The 16,084-nt window shown below is 64.7% G+C and carries 18 protein-coding genes; 8 read left to right on the top strand and 10 right to left on the bottom strand.

Annotation, left to right across the window (positions count from 1 at the left end):
* Positions 1-176: 176 nt before the first annotated feature.
* Both CV102_RS01550 and CV102_RS01555 read right to left on the bottom strand, forming a co-directional pair.
* Positions 177-941 carry a heptaprenylglyceryl phosphate synthase gene (locus CV102_RS01550; protein WP_148856532.1) on the bottom strand — a complete coding sequence of 255 codons (765 nt, stop codon included), beginning with the start codon at positions 939-941 and terminating at the stop codon, positions 177-179.
* A gap of 23 nt (positions 942-964) precedes the next feature.
* Positions 965-1,699 (bottom strand): YkgJ family cysteine cluster protein, encoded by a 735-nt coding sequence (locus tag CV102_RS01555; RefSeq protein ID WP_148856080.1) that lies wholly within the window; start codon positions 1,697-1,699, stop codon positions 965-967.
* A 107-nt stretch (positions 1,700-1,806) separates the two neighbouring features.
* Between CV102_RS01555 and CV102_RS01560 the strand changes: the two genes are divergently transcribed.
* Positions 1,807-2,070 carry a hypothetical protein gene (locus CV102_RS01560; RefSeq protein WP_148856081.1) on the top strand — a complete coding sequence of 88 codons (264 nt, stop codon included), beginning with the start codon at positions 1,807-1,809 and terminating at the stop codon, positions 2,068-2,070.
* Here CV102_RS01560 and CV102_RS01565 read toward each other — a convergent pair.
* Both CV102_RS01565 and CV102_RS01570 read right to left on the bottom strand, forming a co-directional pair.
* Positions 2,054-2,863 (bottom strand): MBL fold metallo-hydrolase, encoded by an 810-nt coding sequence (locus tag CV102_RS01565; protein WP_148856082.1) that lies wholly within the window; start codon positions 2,861-2,863, stop codon positions 2,054-2,056. The genes CV102_RS01560 and CV102_RS01565 overlap by 17 nt on opposite strands.
* 67 nt (positions 2,864-2,930) lie before the next feature.
* Complete coding sequence (locus CV102_RS01570; protein ID WP_148856083.1) at positions 2,931-3,212, bottom strand: MarR family transcriptional regulator; 282 nt, start codon at positions 3,210-3,212, stop codon at positions 2,931-2,933.
* 322 nt (positions 3,213-3,534) lie between these two features.
* Here CV102_RS01570 and CV102_RS01575 point away from each other — a divergent pair, with 322 nt between their 5' ends.
* Both CV102_RS01575 and CV102_RS01580 read left to right on the top strand, forming a co-directional pair.
* Positions 3,535-4,242: a class I SAM-dependent methyltransferase gene (locus CV102_RS01575; RefSeq protein WP_148856084.1), complete on the top strand. Its 708-nt coding sequence runs from the start codon at positions 3,535-3,537 to the stop codon at positions 4,240-4,242.
* Positions 4,243-4,308: 66 nt separating this feature from the next.
* Positions 4,309-5,211, top strand: a complete 903-nt coding sequence (locus CV102_RS01580) for a glycosyltransferase family 2 protein (protein ID WP_148856085.1) — start codon at positions 4,309-4,311, stop codon at positions 5,209-5,211.
* A 6-nt stretch (positions 5,212-5,217) separates the two neighbouring features.
* Here CV102_RS01580 and CV102_RS01585 read toward each other — a convergent pair whose 3' ends face one another.
* The 3 genes from CV102_RS01585 to CV102_RS01595 all read right to left on the bottom strand — a co-directional run bounded on the left by CV102_RS01585 (position 5,218) and on the right by CV102_RS01595 (position 8,055).
* Positions 5,218-6,006 carry an enoyl-CoA hydratase/isomerase family protein gene (locus CV102_RS01585; RefSeq protein ID WP_148856086.1) on the bottom strand — a complete coding sequence of 263 codons (789 nt, stop codon included), beginning with the start codon at positions 6,004-6,006 and terminating at the stop codon, positions 5,218-5,220.
* 105 nt (positions 6,007-6,111) lie between these two features.
* A complete protein-coding gene (locus CV102_RS01590; RefSeq protein ID WP_148856087.1) occupies positions 6,112-7,074 on the bottom strand; it encodes a DUF368 domain-containing protein in 963 nt (320 codons plus the stop codon).
* A gap of 150 nt (positions 7,075-7,224) precedes the next feature.
* On the bottom strand, positions 7,225-8,055 hold the full coding sequence (locus CV102_RS01595) for an amidohydrolase family protein (protein ID WP_148856088.1): 831 nt from the start codon (positions 8,053-8,055) through the stop codon (positions 7,225-7,227).
* 188 nt (positions 8,056-8,243) lie between these two features.
* Between CV102_RS01595 and thsA the strand changes: the two genes are divergently transcribed.
* On the top strand, positions 8,244-9,788 hold the full coding sequence (gene thsA / locus CV102_RS01600) for a thermosome subunit alpha (protein WP_148856533.1): 1,545 nt from the start codon (positions 8,244-8,246) through the stop codon (positions 9,786-9,788).
* A 106-nt stretch (positions 9,789-9,894) separates the two neighbouring features.
* Positions 9,895-10,248, top strand: a complete 354-nt coding sequence (locus CV102_RS01605; protein WP_148856089.1) for a HalOD1 output domain-containing protein — start codon at positions 9,895-9,897, stop codon at positions 10,246-10,248.
* A 27-nt stretch (positions 10,249-10,275) separates the two neighbouring features.
* Here CV102_RS01605 and CV102_RS01610 read toward each other — a convergent pair whose 3' ends face one another.
* Both CV102_RS01610 and CV102_RS01615 read right to left on the bottom strand, forming a co-directional pair.
* Entirely contained in the window at positions 10,276-11,151 is an 876-nt protein-coding gene (locus CV102_RS01610; protein ID WP_148856090.1) for an SAM hydrolase/SAM-dependent halogenase family protein, read from the bottom strand.
* Between the two features lie 109 nt (positions 11,152-11,260).
* Positions 11,261-11,776, bottom strand: coding sequence for a nicotinamide-nucleotide adenylyltransferase (locus CV102_RS01615; RefSeq protein WP_148856091.1), 516 nt, complete (start codon positions 11,774-11,776; stop codon positions 11,261-11,263).
* A 242-nt stretch (positions 11,777-12,018) separates the two neighbouring features.
* Between CV102_RS01615 and lonB the strand changes: the two genes are divergently transcribed.
* Genes lonB through CV102_RS01630 form a run of 3 tightly spaced genes read left to right on the top strand, consistent with a single transcriptional unit; the run spans position 12,019 to position 15,498 of the window.
* Positions 12,019-14,187 carry an ATP-dependent protease LonB gene (gene lonB / locus CV102_RS01620; RefSeq protein WP_148856092.1) on the top strand — a complete coding sequence of 723 codons (2,169 nt, stop codon included), beginning with the start codon at positions 12,019-12,021 and terminating at the stop codon, positions 14,185-14,187.
* A complete protein-coding gene (locus CV102_RS01625) occupies positions 14,188-15,126 on the top strand; it encodes a CPBP family glutamic-type intramembrane protease (RefSeq protein WP_148856093.1) in 939 nt (312 codons plus the stop codon).
* A gap of 24 nt (positions 15,127-15,150) precedes the next feature.
* Positions 15,151-15,498, top strand: a complete 348-nt coding sequence (locus CV102_RS01630; RefSeq protein WP_148856094.1) for a hypothetical protein — start codon at positions 15,151-15,153, stop codon at positions 15,496-15,498.
* A gap of 90 nt (positions 15,499-15,588) precedes the next feature.
* Here the strand turns inward: CV102_RS01630 and CV102_RS01635 are convergent, their stop codons facing one another.
* Positions 15,589-16,059 carry an MGMT family protein gene (locus CV102_RS01635; RefSeq protein WP_148856095.1) on the bottom strand — a complete coding sequence of 157 codons (471 nt, stop codon included), beginning with the start codon at positions 16,057-16,059 and terminating at the stop codon, positions 15,589-15,591.
* Positions 16,060-16,084: the final 25 nt, after the last annotated feature.

Genomic DNA, 16,084 nt, shown 5'->3' on the forward strand with positions numbered 1-16,084 from the left:
CGCTCACCCTCGGCGCAAAAACTTCGATGAAAAAGGCCGCTCACTCGCTTCGCTCGTTCGCGGGTGCTGGCCTCGAACCGCTACCGCAGCGTTACCTCCTCCGCCTGTACGTACCACGCCCACCGAAGGCCGATCAGAAATAAGCTTTTCAGTAGTCTGCCCGCGCTCGAGTCACTCTACTCCGGAATCGTCTCCCGGAACGTCTCCGGATCGTCGTGGAAACAGTCGCCGACCACGATTGCATCCGCACCAGCCTCGAGGATCTCGCTCGCTTTCTCGGCACTGTTGATTCCGCCGCCGTAGAACAGCGCCGTCTCCGAGAGGTATTTCGAGGCTGCCTCGACGTCCGCTGGGCCGCCGTAGGTGCCCGAGTACTCGACGTAGAAGATCGGGAAGTCGTAGAACGCTTCCGTGGCGAGGGCGGCGCCGGCGACCTCTTCGGGGGTGTACTTCGTGTCGACGCCCGAGACGGCGGCCGCCGTCGACTCGAGGTGCTGGACGACGTACCCCTCGCCGACCACCTTCGTCGCGAGTTCTGACACCGCCTCGACGCCTTTCGACGCGATCAGGTCGCCGACGAGCGGCACGCTCGAGCCGAGTAACTCGTCGGGCTTCTGCCCGACCTCGGTGAAGAGATCGAGGTGCTTGCCGACGAAGTGTTCCCGGTCGCCGTTGTACACCGCGGGAATCGAGAGGTAGTCGGCGGCCTCGATCGTGTCCGTCGAGACGTGGTCCGAACTGTACGGTTCCTGCAAGACCGGAAGGCCCGGAAACGCGTCCTTGACGCGTTCGATCGCGTCGAGACTGTTGCTCTCGCTGACGTTGTCGGAGCCGCCGACGAGCACCATATCGGTCCCCTCGAGGATCTCGAGGGTCGCCGGTAACGACTTCGCCGGATCGACCTTCGTGACGTGGGTAATCTCGTCCCAGTCGATATCCATGGCGACGGATTCAGCGGTCACGCCTAATTCCTATCGGTTCCGTGCGCGTCATCCGAGAGGTCCCGCGTCTCGCCCTCGATCGGCGTCCCGTCGATCCGTTTCGCGCCCTCGGAGTCGTGGACGACGACCGATTCGGCGGTGGATCCAGCGGGTTCGTAGTTGTCCCGGACGCCGATCGCCTCCTCGAGTTCCCGGACGGCGCGTTCTTTCAAGCCGCGCGCGAGTTCCTCGGCGTCCTCGCGGGAGATGTCCCGTCCGAGTCCCTCGCACTCGTGGGCGCGGACGATGCCTTCCTCGTCTACCGACTCGCCCATCGGCTGGCTGGTGCCGGCGAGGGCGACGCTGAACGGATAGGTTCGACAGATCAGCGGGCGGTCGTCGTGGGCGACGCAGGCGCCGACGCCGGCGTCGTCCTCCTCGTAAAAGACGCAGTCGCCGCAGCCGTCGGTCTGGAGCGCCCACTCGAAGGTCTCGCCCTCGAGGTCGCCGTCTCGCTCCTCGAGGCCGTAAGGCATGGGTCGGGCGACGTCGCGCCAGTCGCGCTCGTCGGGTTCGGGGACGGTGTCGGATTCTCCGTCGGCGTCCTCGAGTTCGCGGACCTCGTCGGGAAACACCGTCGCCGTGTGTTCATCCTCGCCGTGGCCCGTACAGCAGGCGCCACAGCGGGTACACTCGAAGCCGATCGACTCGATGGCGTCGGCGAGCTCGTCGATCGCGAGGTCGCGGGCGGACTCGAGTTCGGCCTCCAGCGATTGCACACCGGGTTCGACGCGACCGAGCGGCAAAAGCCGGTCGCTTGTGATCGACGCCCGCACGGCCAGAGCAGGGACAAACCGTTAGGAGCGTCCACGACGTACGGTAGCTAATGTCATCGCTCAACGAGGAGATGGCCGATGTACAGACGGAGATCGATCAGGTTCGGGAACTCCTGCGAACGGAGGTCCCGAACCTCTTCGAGTTCGACGTCACCGTCAGCAGAATCGAGTACAACGCGAACAACAACAGCGTCACGCTCACGGTCGAGCCGAGTTCGGAGGCTCGCAAGCAGATTTCCGAGGAGTTCGGTGGCGTACGAGTGCGGATGGACGACCAGTTGACGTTCGAGTTTCAGTTCACTTCGGACGTGTAGTACGGCCGTCCCGACGGAACGTGGCGTGCTCGCCGTCCCACTCGAGTCGCCTCTCGACCGCGAGTTTCTCGACGTGGGCGCGAACGGTCGCCCGAGCGAGGTCGCGGACGCCGGAGAGATCCTTCTCGTAGGCCTCCTCGAGAATCTCTTCGAGCGATTCGGCGCCGTTTTCGACGGCCTCGAGCACCCGTCGCTCGCGGCGATACCGGTGCGTGATGAGTCGCTCGAGGCTCTCTCGAGGAGTACCGATGACGGGACCGTGACCGGGGTGAAGCGCCGGCGGATCGATCGCCCAGAGTCGCCGCAACGTGGTCAGGTAGGCGCGCATGTCGCCCTCGGGCGCGGCGACGACGACGCTCCCCTCGCTGACGGCACAGTCACCGCAGAGGATCGGTCCGTCCGCGCCGACCTCGAGTGCGACGTGGTCCGAGGCGTGTCCCGGAGCGTCCAGCACGCGAACGCGCTCGTCGTCACACTGGATCGTCGTTCCGGGACGGAGTTCGCGGTCGGGATGTCGATCCGTCGCCTCGCGAAATCGATCCGTCCGGCCGTATCGCGCCCAGACGGTTGCGTTCGTCTCACGGGCGTAGGCGTCGACCGCCCCGACGTGGTCGGGGTGGGTGTGCGTGAGGACGATGTGCTCGACGGCGCGTTCGTCGATCAGTCGGTCGAGTTCTCCGGTTCGGGCGGCAGGATCGACGAGTATCGCCGGCTGCGTGCCGATCAGGTACGCGTTCGTGCGTCCTCCGGGCGCGCGCGTCGTGGCGGGAACCGAGCAGCGAACGACGTCCATACCCGGCCATCGGAGCGAGCGAAAAAAGGCCTGTTGGCGGCGGTCAGTGGCTGATTGGTGGTCGCAGTCAGTGCTTGAGGAAGTACACCTGCTTGCGTGCGTCGCGGAAACTGTAGCGCGAGCCGATGAGTTCGACGTCCTCGAGGCGGTTGAGCGCGTAGCGAACGGTCCGGTCGGGGAGCAGCGATTCTTCGGCCAACTGTCCCTGCGAGAGCGGGGAGTCGGTCTCGAGAACCTTGGCGACCAGCTTCGCACTGGGTGGCAGGTCGCGAAGCCGTTCGCGATATTCCTCTTCGGAAAGAAGGTCTTCGGCAGCAGCGGCGCGGTCCTCCGCGGTACTCATGCTCATACCTACTCCAGCGAAATCGTCGATGGTAAAGCTTCCCTATATGTGGATACGAACAATCCAGTTTGTATTAGGGGTATAAATGGAATATAATCACAGCTAGCTAACTGGTTCACTCTCGGTATGCGATCGATAGTGATGGCTCCCTCAACGGGTGAGAGAGTCCAAGAACAGTCGATTTCTCGAGGAATAGTGGTGTCACGAACCGGAGTCGAAAGCCGTCGACCGACCGGTACGTTACGCGTTTGACACGTAGACCACTCGGAATCACCGTCGACAGACTCCAGTATCGTTTTATCCCACGGCCGCTGTAGTTGCTCCCAGTGTGAAAGGACAGGAGTGGTACCAGGCCGACGACGTCGCCGAGGAGTACGACGATAAGCGCTTCTCCCAGGGCGGTCAGCTGATCGACCGGCGGGAGAAGGAGGCCGTACTCGACGCGATCATGCCGGTCGAGGATCGGAACGTCCTCGAGATCGCCTGTGGTACCGGGCGATTCACCGTCATGCTCGCGGAACGCGGCGCGGACGTCGTCGGGCTGGACATTTCGGCAGCGATGTTACAGCAAGGACGCAAGAAATCCCAGAACAGGGATCTCGCGGGAACGCTCGAGTTCCTCCGCGGTGATGCCGGCCGGCTTCCGTTCCCGGACGATCACTTCGACATCGTCATCGCGATGCGATTTTTCCATCTGGCGGACGATCCGGAGGCGTTCCTGCGGGAGATGCGGCGAGTCTCGAGCGACCAGATCGTCTTCGACACGTTCAACAGGTTCAGCGCGCGCAGCGTCTACAACTGGGCGCTTCCGATGGGGTCGCGGCTCTACTCGAAGAGCGAAGTGAGCGTCCTGCTCGCGAAGAACGACCTGACGCTGGTCGATGTCGAGGACGACTTCCTCGCCCCGTACGGCCTCTACCGGTCGATCCCGAACGGACTCGCCACCCCGATTCGTACCATCGACGAAGCCGTAGGCGGCCATCCGATCGCCGACCACCTGGCATCGGTCTCGTACTGGAACACGCGGGTTCGTTGAACCCGCCTTCGCCTCCGGGATCGAATCCCACCCTATTTTTATTCTCGGCTCAATCTACTATACGGTATGGAGCTCTCGGTAGTCGTCTCGACGCTCAACGACCGAGAGCAGTTGCTTTCGTGTCTCGACGCGCTCAGCGCTGAGACGCCAGCGAACACGGAGATCGTCGTCGTCAACGGCCCGTCGTCGGACGGAACGACCGGTGTCGTACGCGAACGTTCCGACGTGGACGTTCTCGTGGAAATTTCCGAACGAAATCCCAACGTCTCCCGGAACGCCGGATTCGAGGAGGCGACGGGCGATGTCGTCGCTTTCCTCGACGGAGAGTACGTGATCGAACCCGGCTGGTACGAGGCCGTCGAGCACGCGATCAAGAACGACGCCGACGTCGTCACCGGTCCGATCAGGGAGGCCGACGGAACGACGTCGAACGGAGAGTCGGAACAGACGGTCGGCGGCCGGAGCGTGACGGCCTTCGACGGCGACAACGTTGGGTTCGATCGGACCGTTCTCGAGGCGCTCGACGGCTTCGACGAGTACCTCGAGGCCGACGGCACCCGGGACTGCGCCCACCGCGTCGCCGGTCTCGGATTCGAGGTCACCTGGTCGACGTCGATGGCGGCTCACAGCGACGTCGGAGCCGACGGCGGACGGACCGATGCCGACTGGGGAGCGACCTACCAAGCGCTCTCCTATCGCCTCGCGAAGAACTACGGTCCGCGACCAACTGTCCTCGCCCGGACGGTCGGCAGCGCAGTCCGCGACGGCGCCGCTGGCGTTCGAGAGATCGTGACGGGCGACGCGACGCCCACGGGGTGGCTCTCGGACGGACTCGACGTCGTCACGAACGTCGGCAGCGGGTTCCGTGACGGCATTCGGGCTCGCTACACGGATCGATCCTCTCGGCGAAACCCGAACGGGGTCTCGGTGCGCCACGATCGGGCCGTTCGCGTGTACGATCGCCGGTGAGGGGTCTCACTCGCGGCGAAACTGCGGCTCTCGTTCTTCGAGTCTGGCCTCGAACCCTTCTCGGTAGTCGTCGGTGTCGTCCAGTTCGCGCCCGAGCGTCCGCTCGAACTGGAGCCCCTGCTCGAGTGGCATCTCGAAGGCCGCGTTGAGCGCGCGCTTTCCGTTCTCGAGACCCAGCGGTGCGTTCTCACAGAGCCGGTCCGCGAACGCTTTCGCTCGTTCGTCGACCGCCTCGTCGTCGCAGAGTTCGTGGACCAGTCCCATCCGTTTCGCCTCTTTGGGGTCGACGAACTCGCCGGTAAGAACGATCTCCTTGGCTTTCGAAAGGCCGACCAGCCGGGGCAGGCGCTGGGTGCCGCCGCCGTGGGGGAATGTCCCGAGTGCGACCTCGAGCAGGCCGTACTTCGCGTCGCGACCGAGGATCCGGAAGTCACAGGGAAGGGTCAGTTCGAACGCGCCGGCCGGCGCGGCCCGTTTGATTCCGGCGACGACCGGCTGTCGCGTCGACTCGATCGTCTCGAGCAGGGCTGGGAACGTGTCGCGATCGATCTCGGAGTCGGGTTCGACGCGGTCGCGCATCATCGAGAGATCCATTCCGGCGCTGAAGACTGGACCTTCTCCGAGAAGGGTCACCGCCCACACCTCGTCGTCGGTGTCGATGCGCTCGAACGCCTCGGTCAGATCTCGCATGAGGTCGACCGTCATCGCGTTTCGCTTTTCGGGGCGAGAGAGGTAGACGTCCGCTCTCCGGTCGTTCCAGTCGATAGCTGCGAGTCCCGTGCCGATGGATTCCATGGAGGACCGGTCAGCTGCCAGGAGTATAACGTTCGGGTTCGCGGAGAGGGTCGGTAGTGAGTTCGCGAAGTTGGTCGGTCGCTCGCCAGGCGAAATCCCGTCTCGTCACTCGGGATCGAAGCCGCCGGCGAGGAGGTCGAGGGCGAACAGCGCAATTGCGCCGACGAGCGCCCACCCAGCGGTCAGCAGGATCGTTTCCGAGGTCCAGGCGTGTGCCTCGCCGACGTTGTGAAGCGGCGCGGGCACCGAGCCGGCGATCAGTCCGACGAGGAAGACGAGCGTCACCCCGCGGTGGCGATCCAGTGCGCGTCGCACCAGCCTAGCGATCGTGACGAGTCCGACGAGCCCGCCGGCGACGAACACGACGACGGTCGTCCCCGGCTCGAGGACGCCTGCGAGCGTTCCGTTGGCGAGAACGAGGTCCCGAATCGACTGGAGGAACGCGGTCAGCTCCGACGAGAGGAAGACGTACTGTCCGAGCAGGATCAGGATCAGCGAGCCGGAGATGCCTGGCAAGATCATCGCGCTGATCGCCAGCGCGCCCGAGAGGAAGATCAGGACGGCACCGCTGCCCGGCAGCTGGAGGACGTTCGCAGCGACCAGCAGCGCGAGACCGGTCCCGGCGGCGGCCGCAAGCGCGTGCTGGACCGTCGACAGCGTCAGGCTCCGGAAGAGAACGACCGCGGAGGCGGCGATCAGCCCCGTAAAGAAGCCGAAGAGCGCGAGCGGGTGGGACTCCGACAGCGCCGAGACGGCGCCCGCGATGAGCGCGACGGCGGTCACCATCCCGACGCCCAACGGCAGGAGAAACTGCAGGTCCATCTCGAGTAACGCTTCTCGAGCGCGCTCTCGCCGATCGGGATCGTACCCGCGGAGCACGGCGATCCCACGCCCAGGCGTGAGCGCGGTGACGGCGGCGATCAATCGGCCGTAAAAGCCGAGTAGCAGGGCGACGGTGCCGCCGGAGACGCCGGGGAGCGCGTCGGCCGTCCCCATACAGAGTCCGTAGCAGTAGGTTCGAAGGAACGCCACTCGGGAACCGAGTCGCTGTTCGAGAGCATGTAACATACGTGGGAGTCACCGTTCGATCGTCGTCGGCGGGCCGGCCGATCCGGCCGCTCGTGTCGCGACCATACGTACCGAACGTTCGGGGACGGATATAAATCGACTCACTCGGAACAGCCGCCGATAATCCGACGGTTCGTCGAGGAAGAGCGTTCAGTTCCGCGATTCCGCGTTCGGTGCGAGTGCGTCGATCACACGACAGGCGTTCTTCGAGAAGGCGCGGCGCAGCAGATCTTCCGAGACGTCCAGTGTGAGGATCTCCATGACGGCGACGTCCGGATGGCAGGCGGGACTGGCGCTGCCGAAGAGCACGCGGTCGGGGTGCTCACGAAGTGCGCGCTCGAGGGGGTCGCGATACCTGACGAAACTCGTCTCGAGGTAGCAGTCGTCGTAGCGCTCGAGGAGGTCGATCATCTCGGTCATGAGCGACCGATCGAGCGGGTGGCCGCCGAAGTGTGCGACGACCACCGGGAACGATCGGCCGAGGAGCGTCTCCGCCAGTACCGCGGGTGGTGCGTCGGCGCCGCCGCGGACGATCAGCGGGAGTTCGACGTCCTCGAGGGCTGCGAGCACCTCCTCGTCGGGGTAGTCGTCGACGGTGGGATCGAGGACGAAGCCGTGAAATCGGTCGTCGTACGCGTATCTCTCGATGTCGGCGGGGGTCGTATGGTGGTCCGCGCGCCGGCTGACGGCGTTTCGAAGCCGACCCGTCGCGGTCGTCTCGGGTTCGCGGGTTCCGTTGATCCGAGCGAACGCGACGAACGGGCGGTCGACGCTGCGTCTGGCGACGCCGTTGTTCGGGGCGACGTACCCCGTCCCCGCCGTCGCGGGCGGAAAGACGATCGATCGCGTGATCCCTGCCTGGTGCATCTCCCGCTCGAGTCGGTCCGGTGAGATCGTTCGACCCTCAGCCGGCGTCTCGCGCTCCGGTATCAGTCGTGCGTAGACGTCCACGATACGAAACCCGTGTTCCAGCTCCAGCATCCCATCCGCCTCTTTTCGGAACGAATATATTTTGCTACCGACTTGTCGTGCGTGGTGTGCAGGCAGTTCACACGGTGTAATCGCAAGACGAGAGTCCGACAGGGAGGGAAACGCTTATATAGAAGTGCTGACGACATGGTTAGTGAGGATTCACAATGGCACAACAGCGACGCATGGGCGGACAGCCTATGTTCATTCTGAGCGAGGATAGTCAGCGAACGCAGGGCCGAGACGCCCAGTCGTCGAACATTATGGCCGGCAAGGCGGTCGCCGAGTCGGTACGGACGACACTCGGACCCCGCGGGATGGACAAGATGCTCGTCGACTCGAGCGGCGAGGTCGTCATCACGAACGACGGCGCGACCATCTTGAACGAGATGGACATCGAACACCCCGCGGCCCAGATGCTCGTCGAGGTCGCCGACTCCCAGGAGGAGGAGGTCGGCGACGGAACGACGACCGCGGCCGTGATCGCTGGCAACCTGCTCGGTGAAGCCGAGGACCTCATCGAACAGGACGTCCATGCGACGACGATCGTCGAGGGCTACCACGAGGCCGCCGAGATCGCCCTCGAGGCGATCGCCGAGCAGGTCAACGAGGGCGAAGTCGACGACGAAATCCTGAAGCAGGTCGCCGAATCGAGCATGACCGGCAAGGGCACCGGCGGCCTGACCGCCGAGTCGCTGGCCGAGACGGTCGTCGAGGCCATCCGACACGTCGAGACGGACGAGGGCGTCGAGCGAGAGAACGTCGCCGTCCACACCCAGGTCGGTGCGTCCTCGAACGCGACCGAACTCGTTCCCGGCATCGTCATCGACGAGGAGGCCGCACACGACGCGATGCCGAGCGAGGTCGAGGACGCCTCGATCGCCGTGCTCGACGTCGAACTCGGCGTCCGCACCGGCGAGATCGACGCCGAGTACGCCATCGACTCGATCGACCAGCTCAACCAGGCCATCGACGCCGAGGAGAGCGAGGTCCAGGGCTACGCCGAAACGCTCGCCGAGAGTGGCGCCGACGTCGTCTTCACGACCGACGACGTCGACGACCGTATCAGCTCGTTCCTCGCAGGCGAGGGCGTCCTCGTCTTCGACAACATCGGGAACTCCGACGCTCGCCAGATCGTCTCCGCCACGGGTGCCAGCCGCGTCGGCGCTCTCGACGACCTCGAGGAGTCCGACTTCGGCGCGGCCGACCGCGTCCGCACCAAGAACTACGGCGACGACGACCTCGCGTTCGTCGAGGGCGGCGCGGCCGCCGAGGCCGTCACCGTCTTCGTCCGCGGCGGCACCGAACACGTCGTCGACGAACTCGAGCGCGCCATCGGTGACGCACTCGACGTCGTCTCGACGGCGCTCGCCTCCGGCGAGGTCGTTCCCGGCGCCGGTGCGACCGAGATCGCCATCGCGGACAAGGTCCGCTCGGCAGCCGCAGGAATCGAGGGTCGCAAGCAGCTCGCCGTGACGGCCTTCGCCGACGCGCTGGACGTCGTCCCGCGCACGCTCGCCGGCAACACGGGTCAGGACCCGATCGACGCGCTGGTCGACCTCCGCGCCGCCCACGAGTCGGAGGGGCGTGCCGGCCTCATCACCGACGGCGAGGACGTCACAATCGACGATCCGTTCGAGTACGGCGTCGTCGACCCCGCCGACGTCAAGCGCGAGGCCATCGAGAGCGCGACCGAGGCCGCGACGATGATCGTCCGCATCGACGACGTCATCGCCGCCGAGTAACTCTCGGTTACTGGTAGCAACATTTTTTGTCCCGTACGTGTCTTCATTCAAATATTTTTAACTTCCAAAAGTGTTAAATGTTAACACACCTAACTGCAGGGATACAATGTCCGGGCCTCCTCAGTCAGACCGGCTGACGCCGATCGACGACGCTGCCGGACGGATCATCTACTACGACGATCACCGTGGTACCTACCATACGTGGGTAGAGAACGCCGATTACGATCCAGTGAGTACGACACTCGTCCTGGCTATGTCGGCAGTACTCGACGTCGAACCGGACAGGATCGAGTCACTCTCGACGCGGGTCGATCCGGACGCACTCGACGCGATTTTCGCCGCCCGGCACAGCGGCTCCCCCAGAACGGAAGCGGGATCGGTTTCGTTTCCGTTCGCGCGATGTGACGTCACGGTCCACGCAAACGGGGAGATCGTCATCGATCCGTCGACGACTCCGTGACGGGATCGATCTCGCCGGCGACGATCTTCAGTCGGTTGCGGGTGCCGACTCGAGGTCGACTCGGTCGCCGACCTCGAGGTCGAACGCCTCGTCGCCGCGTCCCTGATTGACGTCGAGTTCGACGTAGCCGTGGCTGCCGACGGTCGCGAGTCGGTCGCCCGTCGGAACGTCGGCGAAGGTGTCGCCGACGGGAAGGCGGTCGTCGTTCGCGATGATCTGGTCTCGGCTCTCGAGATAGCTGCCAGGAACGTTCGTGATGACGTTCCCGAAGTCGTCGACGACCAGGACCTCACCGACGGCGCAGCCGTCCTCGTCTACGGTCGCCTCGGGAAGTGCGAGATCGACGAAGTCGTCCGTCGGTTCGAGAACGGCAAGCGACTCGAGCCGATCCGGATCGCCCTCGTGTACCGCCGCCGCGGCGGGGGCGAAGACGTCCCGTCCGTGGAAGGTCGTGCTGGCCGGCCCCCGGTCGGCGCTTCCAGCGGGGACGACGGGAGCCGTTCCGGTCGTCGGCTCGACCGGCTCGAGGCGCTGCTCGTCGATCAGGAACGTCTCGAGGCCGTTACCCGACTCGATGTCGTCGCGGGGCTCGAAATCATCCTCGCCGGCGAGTCGACGCGCGACGGGCAGCAGGACGCCGTTGTCCGGCCCGACAAGCGTGTGTTCGCCGGCGCGGACGACGAGCGCGTCGCGGTCGGTGCCGACGCCGGGATCGACGACGACGAGGTGGGTCGCGGGTGGAAAGTACGGGAGGGTCTCCCGGAGCCAGAACGCCGCCGTACGGACGTCGTGTCGGGGGAAGTCGTGTCCGACGTCGACCAGTTTCGCGTCGGTGCGCTGGAGCACGACGCCTTTCATCGCTGCGGGATACGGGGTGCCGAAATCCGACGTGAGCGTGATCACGGCGAAGGGTACGATTCCATCGGTCAAAATCAGTGTGTCTCGGACCGATCGTCCGGGCGGCAGCCTCGCTCCTGGGGACACAGTGCGGAACGACGGTATTGAAGAGCCGTTACGCTCCGTTCGAGTCGGAGCCGCTGACCATCTGGATGCGCTCGATGCCGTTGATCTCGTCGACGACTTCGACGACGGCCTCGGGAACCAGCGACTCCCAGTCGCCGCCGTTGATCATGCGCTCGCGGACCTCGGTTCCCTCGAGCACCTCCCGGTTGAACATCGGCGACTGGCGGATCTCGATGTCGGCCTCGCGAAACAGCTGGATGACGAGCGGATTGTTCGAGTACGCGACGTCGAAGTCGGGACTCATGCTCTGGACGTGGCTCACCCAGACCGAGTTGCGCTCTAAGTCCTCGATCGGGACGGCGTAGGTCACGAGGTCGGTATCGACGAGCGACTTGGTAATCATCATGATGCGCTCGCCGGCGGTGAACGGATTCCGGACGGTGTGTGAGTCGTCGGCGCTTCCGATTCCCAGCACGAGTTCGTCGACGTCCTCGGCAATTTGTGCGACCATGTTGCGGTGGCCGTTGTGGAACGGCTGGAAGCGACCGATATAGAACCCCCTCATGCCGAACACTGATTGTGCGTGGCGCTTAAGCGTGGCGAGTTTTCCGCCACGCTGATTCCGTCGACCGACCGGTTGGAATTGGGACAGTTCCGGTGAATCCGTCGGAACCGAACGGATTCCCCCTCGGCGTAATCGTGCGACACTGGGCCCGTAGTCTCTGATTTCGGGTACTAACGCAATGCGCCGCATGGAGAAAGTATATCAGTCGCAATCCCTTCGGATCAGGTACTGAACAGAGTTCTATGAGTAACGATACGAACGTTGACGACTCCCCTGAAGGCGCATCTGACGCCGCTCCCGACGACGTCCAGCGAGAGGAGCAGCGTCCGGATCGCCAAGGGGATCGGTCGCCGAACACGGATGACGGCGACCAGACCGACGAGTCCGGCGGCGCCCCGGACGAGGAATTTGACCCCGAGTCGGGTACCGACGAGACCGACGACGAGGTCGAAACGGTCGAAGACCTCGGCAGTACTGTCGAAGTCGATCCGGGTGTCGAAGTCGACGAGGAGAACGCCGAAGACGATCTGCTCGGCGGACTCAAGATCGACTCGACAGCGGACATCGAGGTCCCCGACCGCCTCGTCGACCAGGTCATCGGACAGGACGAAGCTCGAGACATCATCATTAAGGCTGCCAAACAGCGCCGACACGTGATGATGATCGGCTCGCCGGGAACCGGCAAGTCGATGCTAGCGAAGGCGATGAGTCAGCTCCTGCCCCAGGAAGATCTGCAAGACGTTCTCGTCTACCACAACCCGGACGACGGCAACGAGCCGAAGGTCCGGACCGTCCCCGCCGGCAAGGGAGAACAGATTATCGACGCACACAAGGAAGAAGCCCGCAAGCGCAACCAGATGCGGTCGATCCTGATGTGGATCATTATCGCGATCGTCGTCGGGTACGCTATCCTCGCCCGACAGATCCTGCTGGGTATCCTCGCAGCGGGTATCATCTGGTTCATCTTCCGCTACACCAGCCGCGGCACGGACGCGATGGTGCCGAACATGATCGTCGACAACGGCGATCAGCGCACCGCGCCGTTCGAGGACGCGACCGGCGCCCACGCCGGCGCGCTGCTCGGCGACGTCCGCCACGACCCGTTCCAGTCCGGTGGGATGGAGACGCCATCTCACGACCGGGTCGAACCCGGCGGGATACACAAGGCCAACAAGGGTGTGCTGTTCGTCGACGAGATCAACACGTTAGACGTCCGGACCCAGCAGAAGCTGATGACGGCGATCCAGGAAGGCGAGTTCTCGATCACCGGCCAGTCCGAGCGCTCCTCGGGCGCGATGGTCCAGACCGAACCCGTCCCCTGTGACTTCGTCATGATCGCGGCCGGGAACCTGGACGCGATGGAGAACATGCACCCCGCGCTCCGCTCGCGGATCAAGGGCTACGGGTACGAGGTGTACATGGACGACACCATCGAGGACACGCCCGAGATGCGGCGCAAGTACGCCCGCTTCATCGCCCAGGAGGTCGATCGCGACGGGCGGCTCCCCCACTTCGAGCGCGAGGCCGTCGAGGAGATCATCCTCGAGGCCAAGCGCCGTGCGGGCCGCAAGGAACATCTCACGCTGCTGTTCCGGAACCTCGGCGGTCTCGTGCGGGTGGCCGGCGACATCGCCCGCGCCGAGGACCGCGAGTACACGACGCGTGACGACGTCCTGCAGGCCAAGGACCGTTCGCGCTCGATCGAGCAACAGCTCGCCGACGACTACATCGAGCGCCGCAAGGACTACGAACTGCAGGTCACCCAGGACGGCGTCGAGGGCCGCGTCAACGGCCTCGCCGTCATGGGCGAAGACTCCGGTATCATGCTCCCCGTGATGGCCGAAATCGCGCCCGCACAGGGCCAGGGTCAGGTTATCGCGACCGGCCAGCTAAAGGAGATGGCCGAGGAATCCGTCCAGAACGTCTCGGCGATCATCAAGAAGTTCTCCGACGTAAACCTCTCGGAGAAGGACGTTCACATCCAGTTCGTCCAGGCCGGCCAGCAGGGCGTCGACGGCGACTCCGCCTCCATTACGGTGGCGACGGCCGTCATCAGCGCGCTCGAGGATATCCCGATCGATCAGTCGGTCGCCATGACCGGCTCGCTCTCGGTCCGGGGCGACGTCCTTCCGGTCGGCGGCGTGACCCACAAGATCGAAGCCGCCGCGAAGGCCGGCTGCAGCAAGGTCATCATCCCCCAGGCCAACGAACAGGACGTGATGATCGAAGACGAGTACGCCGAGATGATCGAAATCATCCCGTGCTCGAACATCAGCGAAGTCCTCGACGTCGCCCTGATGGGCGAGCCGAAGAAGGACTCGCTGGTCGATCGACTCAAGTCGATCACCGGATCGGCGTTCGACCAGCAGGCCGTCAGCGGTGCCGGCGGCTCGAACCCGAGTCCGCAGTAGATGGCTGACTGGACGGCGTTCGCGGCTATTACGGGCGTCGTCCTCGCGTTGTTGCTCGTTCTTTCCACCCTCACGCAGTCCGCGTTCGAGGATGCGGATCTCGATACCGACTCCAGTGACGACACCGCGGCCGAGACCACCTCCGGCACGGATTCGACACCGGCAGGCGAGAGCCCGGATTCCGAGACGCCGAGTACCGGCGAGTCCGCCGACTCGACGAGCGAGTCGGTCGACGCGACCACCGGCCTCGAGACCGATGCCGACGGCGAACCCGCCGAACCGACGGTTCGCGAGCAGCCGCGCGCTGACGACCGGGGGGTCGATCCGGAGTCGCTGACGACGGGCATGGTGCTCGCGAACGTCGCGGCGTCACAGGGACTGTTCGCGCTCGTGTTGCTCGGCGCCGTCGTTTACACCGGCGTGCCGGCCGACGCCCTGGGGATCGAGTTCTCGCGGTCGTATCTCGAGACTGGACTGCTCCTGGGCACCGCGTTCGGCCTCGTACTCTACGTCGCGAACGAACTCGGCGCCGCGACCGCGACGCGGTTCGGCTTCGACCACGACGAACAGTTGCGGGAACTGCTCGCACCCGAGTCGATCCAGGGCTGGCTCGTCCTGCTGGGCGTCGTGCTCCCGATCATCGCGGTCTTCGAGGAGTTGCTCTTTCGGGCGGCGCTGATCGGCGCGCTCTCCGTCGGCTTCGGGATCTCGCCGTGGCTGCTGGCCGTCGTCTCCTCGGTCGCGTTCGCGATCGGTCACGGGATGCAGGGCAGCGTCGGAATCGTGGTCACGGGTGTCCTCGGGTTCGTCCTCGCGGCCATCTACATCGTCACCGGGAGCTTCCTGGTGGTCGTGGTCGCACACTACTTCATCAACGCCCTCGAGTTCGTCGTCCACGAAGGGCTCGAGTTCGAGTGGGCGGAAACCCTCGAAAGCTAAGGGGTCCGACCCGTAGAATCCGATATGAACGGAACGATCGACCTGCCGGAGTCGACGCGCCGACTGATCATGTACGGGGTAATCTTCTATTTCTCGCTGTTCCTGTACGCGACGATCGCCGACGACGTGATTGCGATGTACGCGACCGAGTTCGTCTTCGGCGTGATCGCGATCGGGATCGGAGCGATCCTCTTCCGGGAAGCCGAAAAAGAGCTGTCGATCGTCATGGGTGCCGCGGTCTGTCTCGTCTCGGGTGGCCTGCTCCAGTTCGTCTACCTGTTCACCCGGCTGCTGGTGTTCGACCTGGCGACGTCGATACTCGTCTTTACGGGTATCGGACTCTACATCTACGCGGCCTGGTACAGCGAGTAGGCGGTTCGTGCCGGCTCACCGAGATACTGCCTGTGTCGAAACGAGTTCGTGGGACGGTAACCGAGGCGTCGCTCGATGCCGAACGCTGCCTTACAGTCCTTCGAGCGAACGCAACTTCTGTTCGACCGGCGGCGGCGCGGCGCTCGGGCCGTCGCGAACGCGGTGGTCGGGGATCAGAATCGGGGCCGGGTTGTTGTCCAGTGCAGTTCGCACCAGATTCACGTCCGCCGAGTCGTCGGAATCGAGTTCGGGCGTCATCCGCGTGAGGGTACGGACGTCGACCTGGTCGCCGTAGGGAATCTCTCGGACCTGCTCTAACACCGCGCGCTGGTCGGTCGGCATCGTCAGCGCGACCTGAACGTCGTCGAACTCGATCTCCTCGAGGCCGTCGAGATACTCGAAGATCCGATCGAGCACGGGATGGTCGGTCTCGGCGTCCGGTTCCGCAGTGTTCGGAAACGCAACGCGAAGCACCCGCCCGCTCGCAGCCCCGAGTTGGACGTACCGGTCGAGGTACGGCGACTCCTGCGCGTAGATGCCAGCGTCCGTGGCCTCCTCCATACCGGACCGATAGGGGAGACAGCCT

This window comes from Natronococcus pandeyae, assembly GCF_008122205.1.
Lineage (GTDB): Archaea > Halobacteriota > Halobacteria > Halobacteriales > Natrialbaceae > Natronococcus > Natronococcus pandeyae.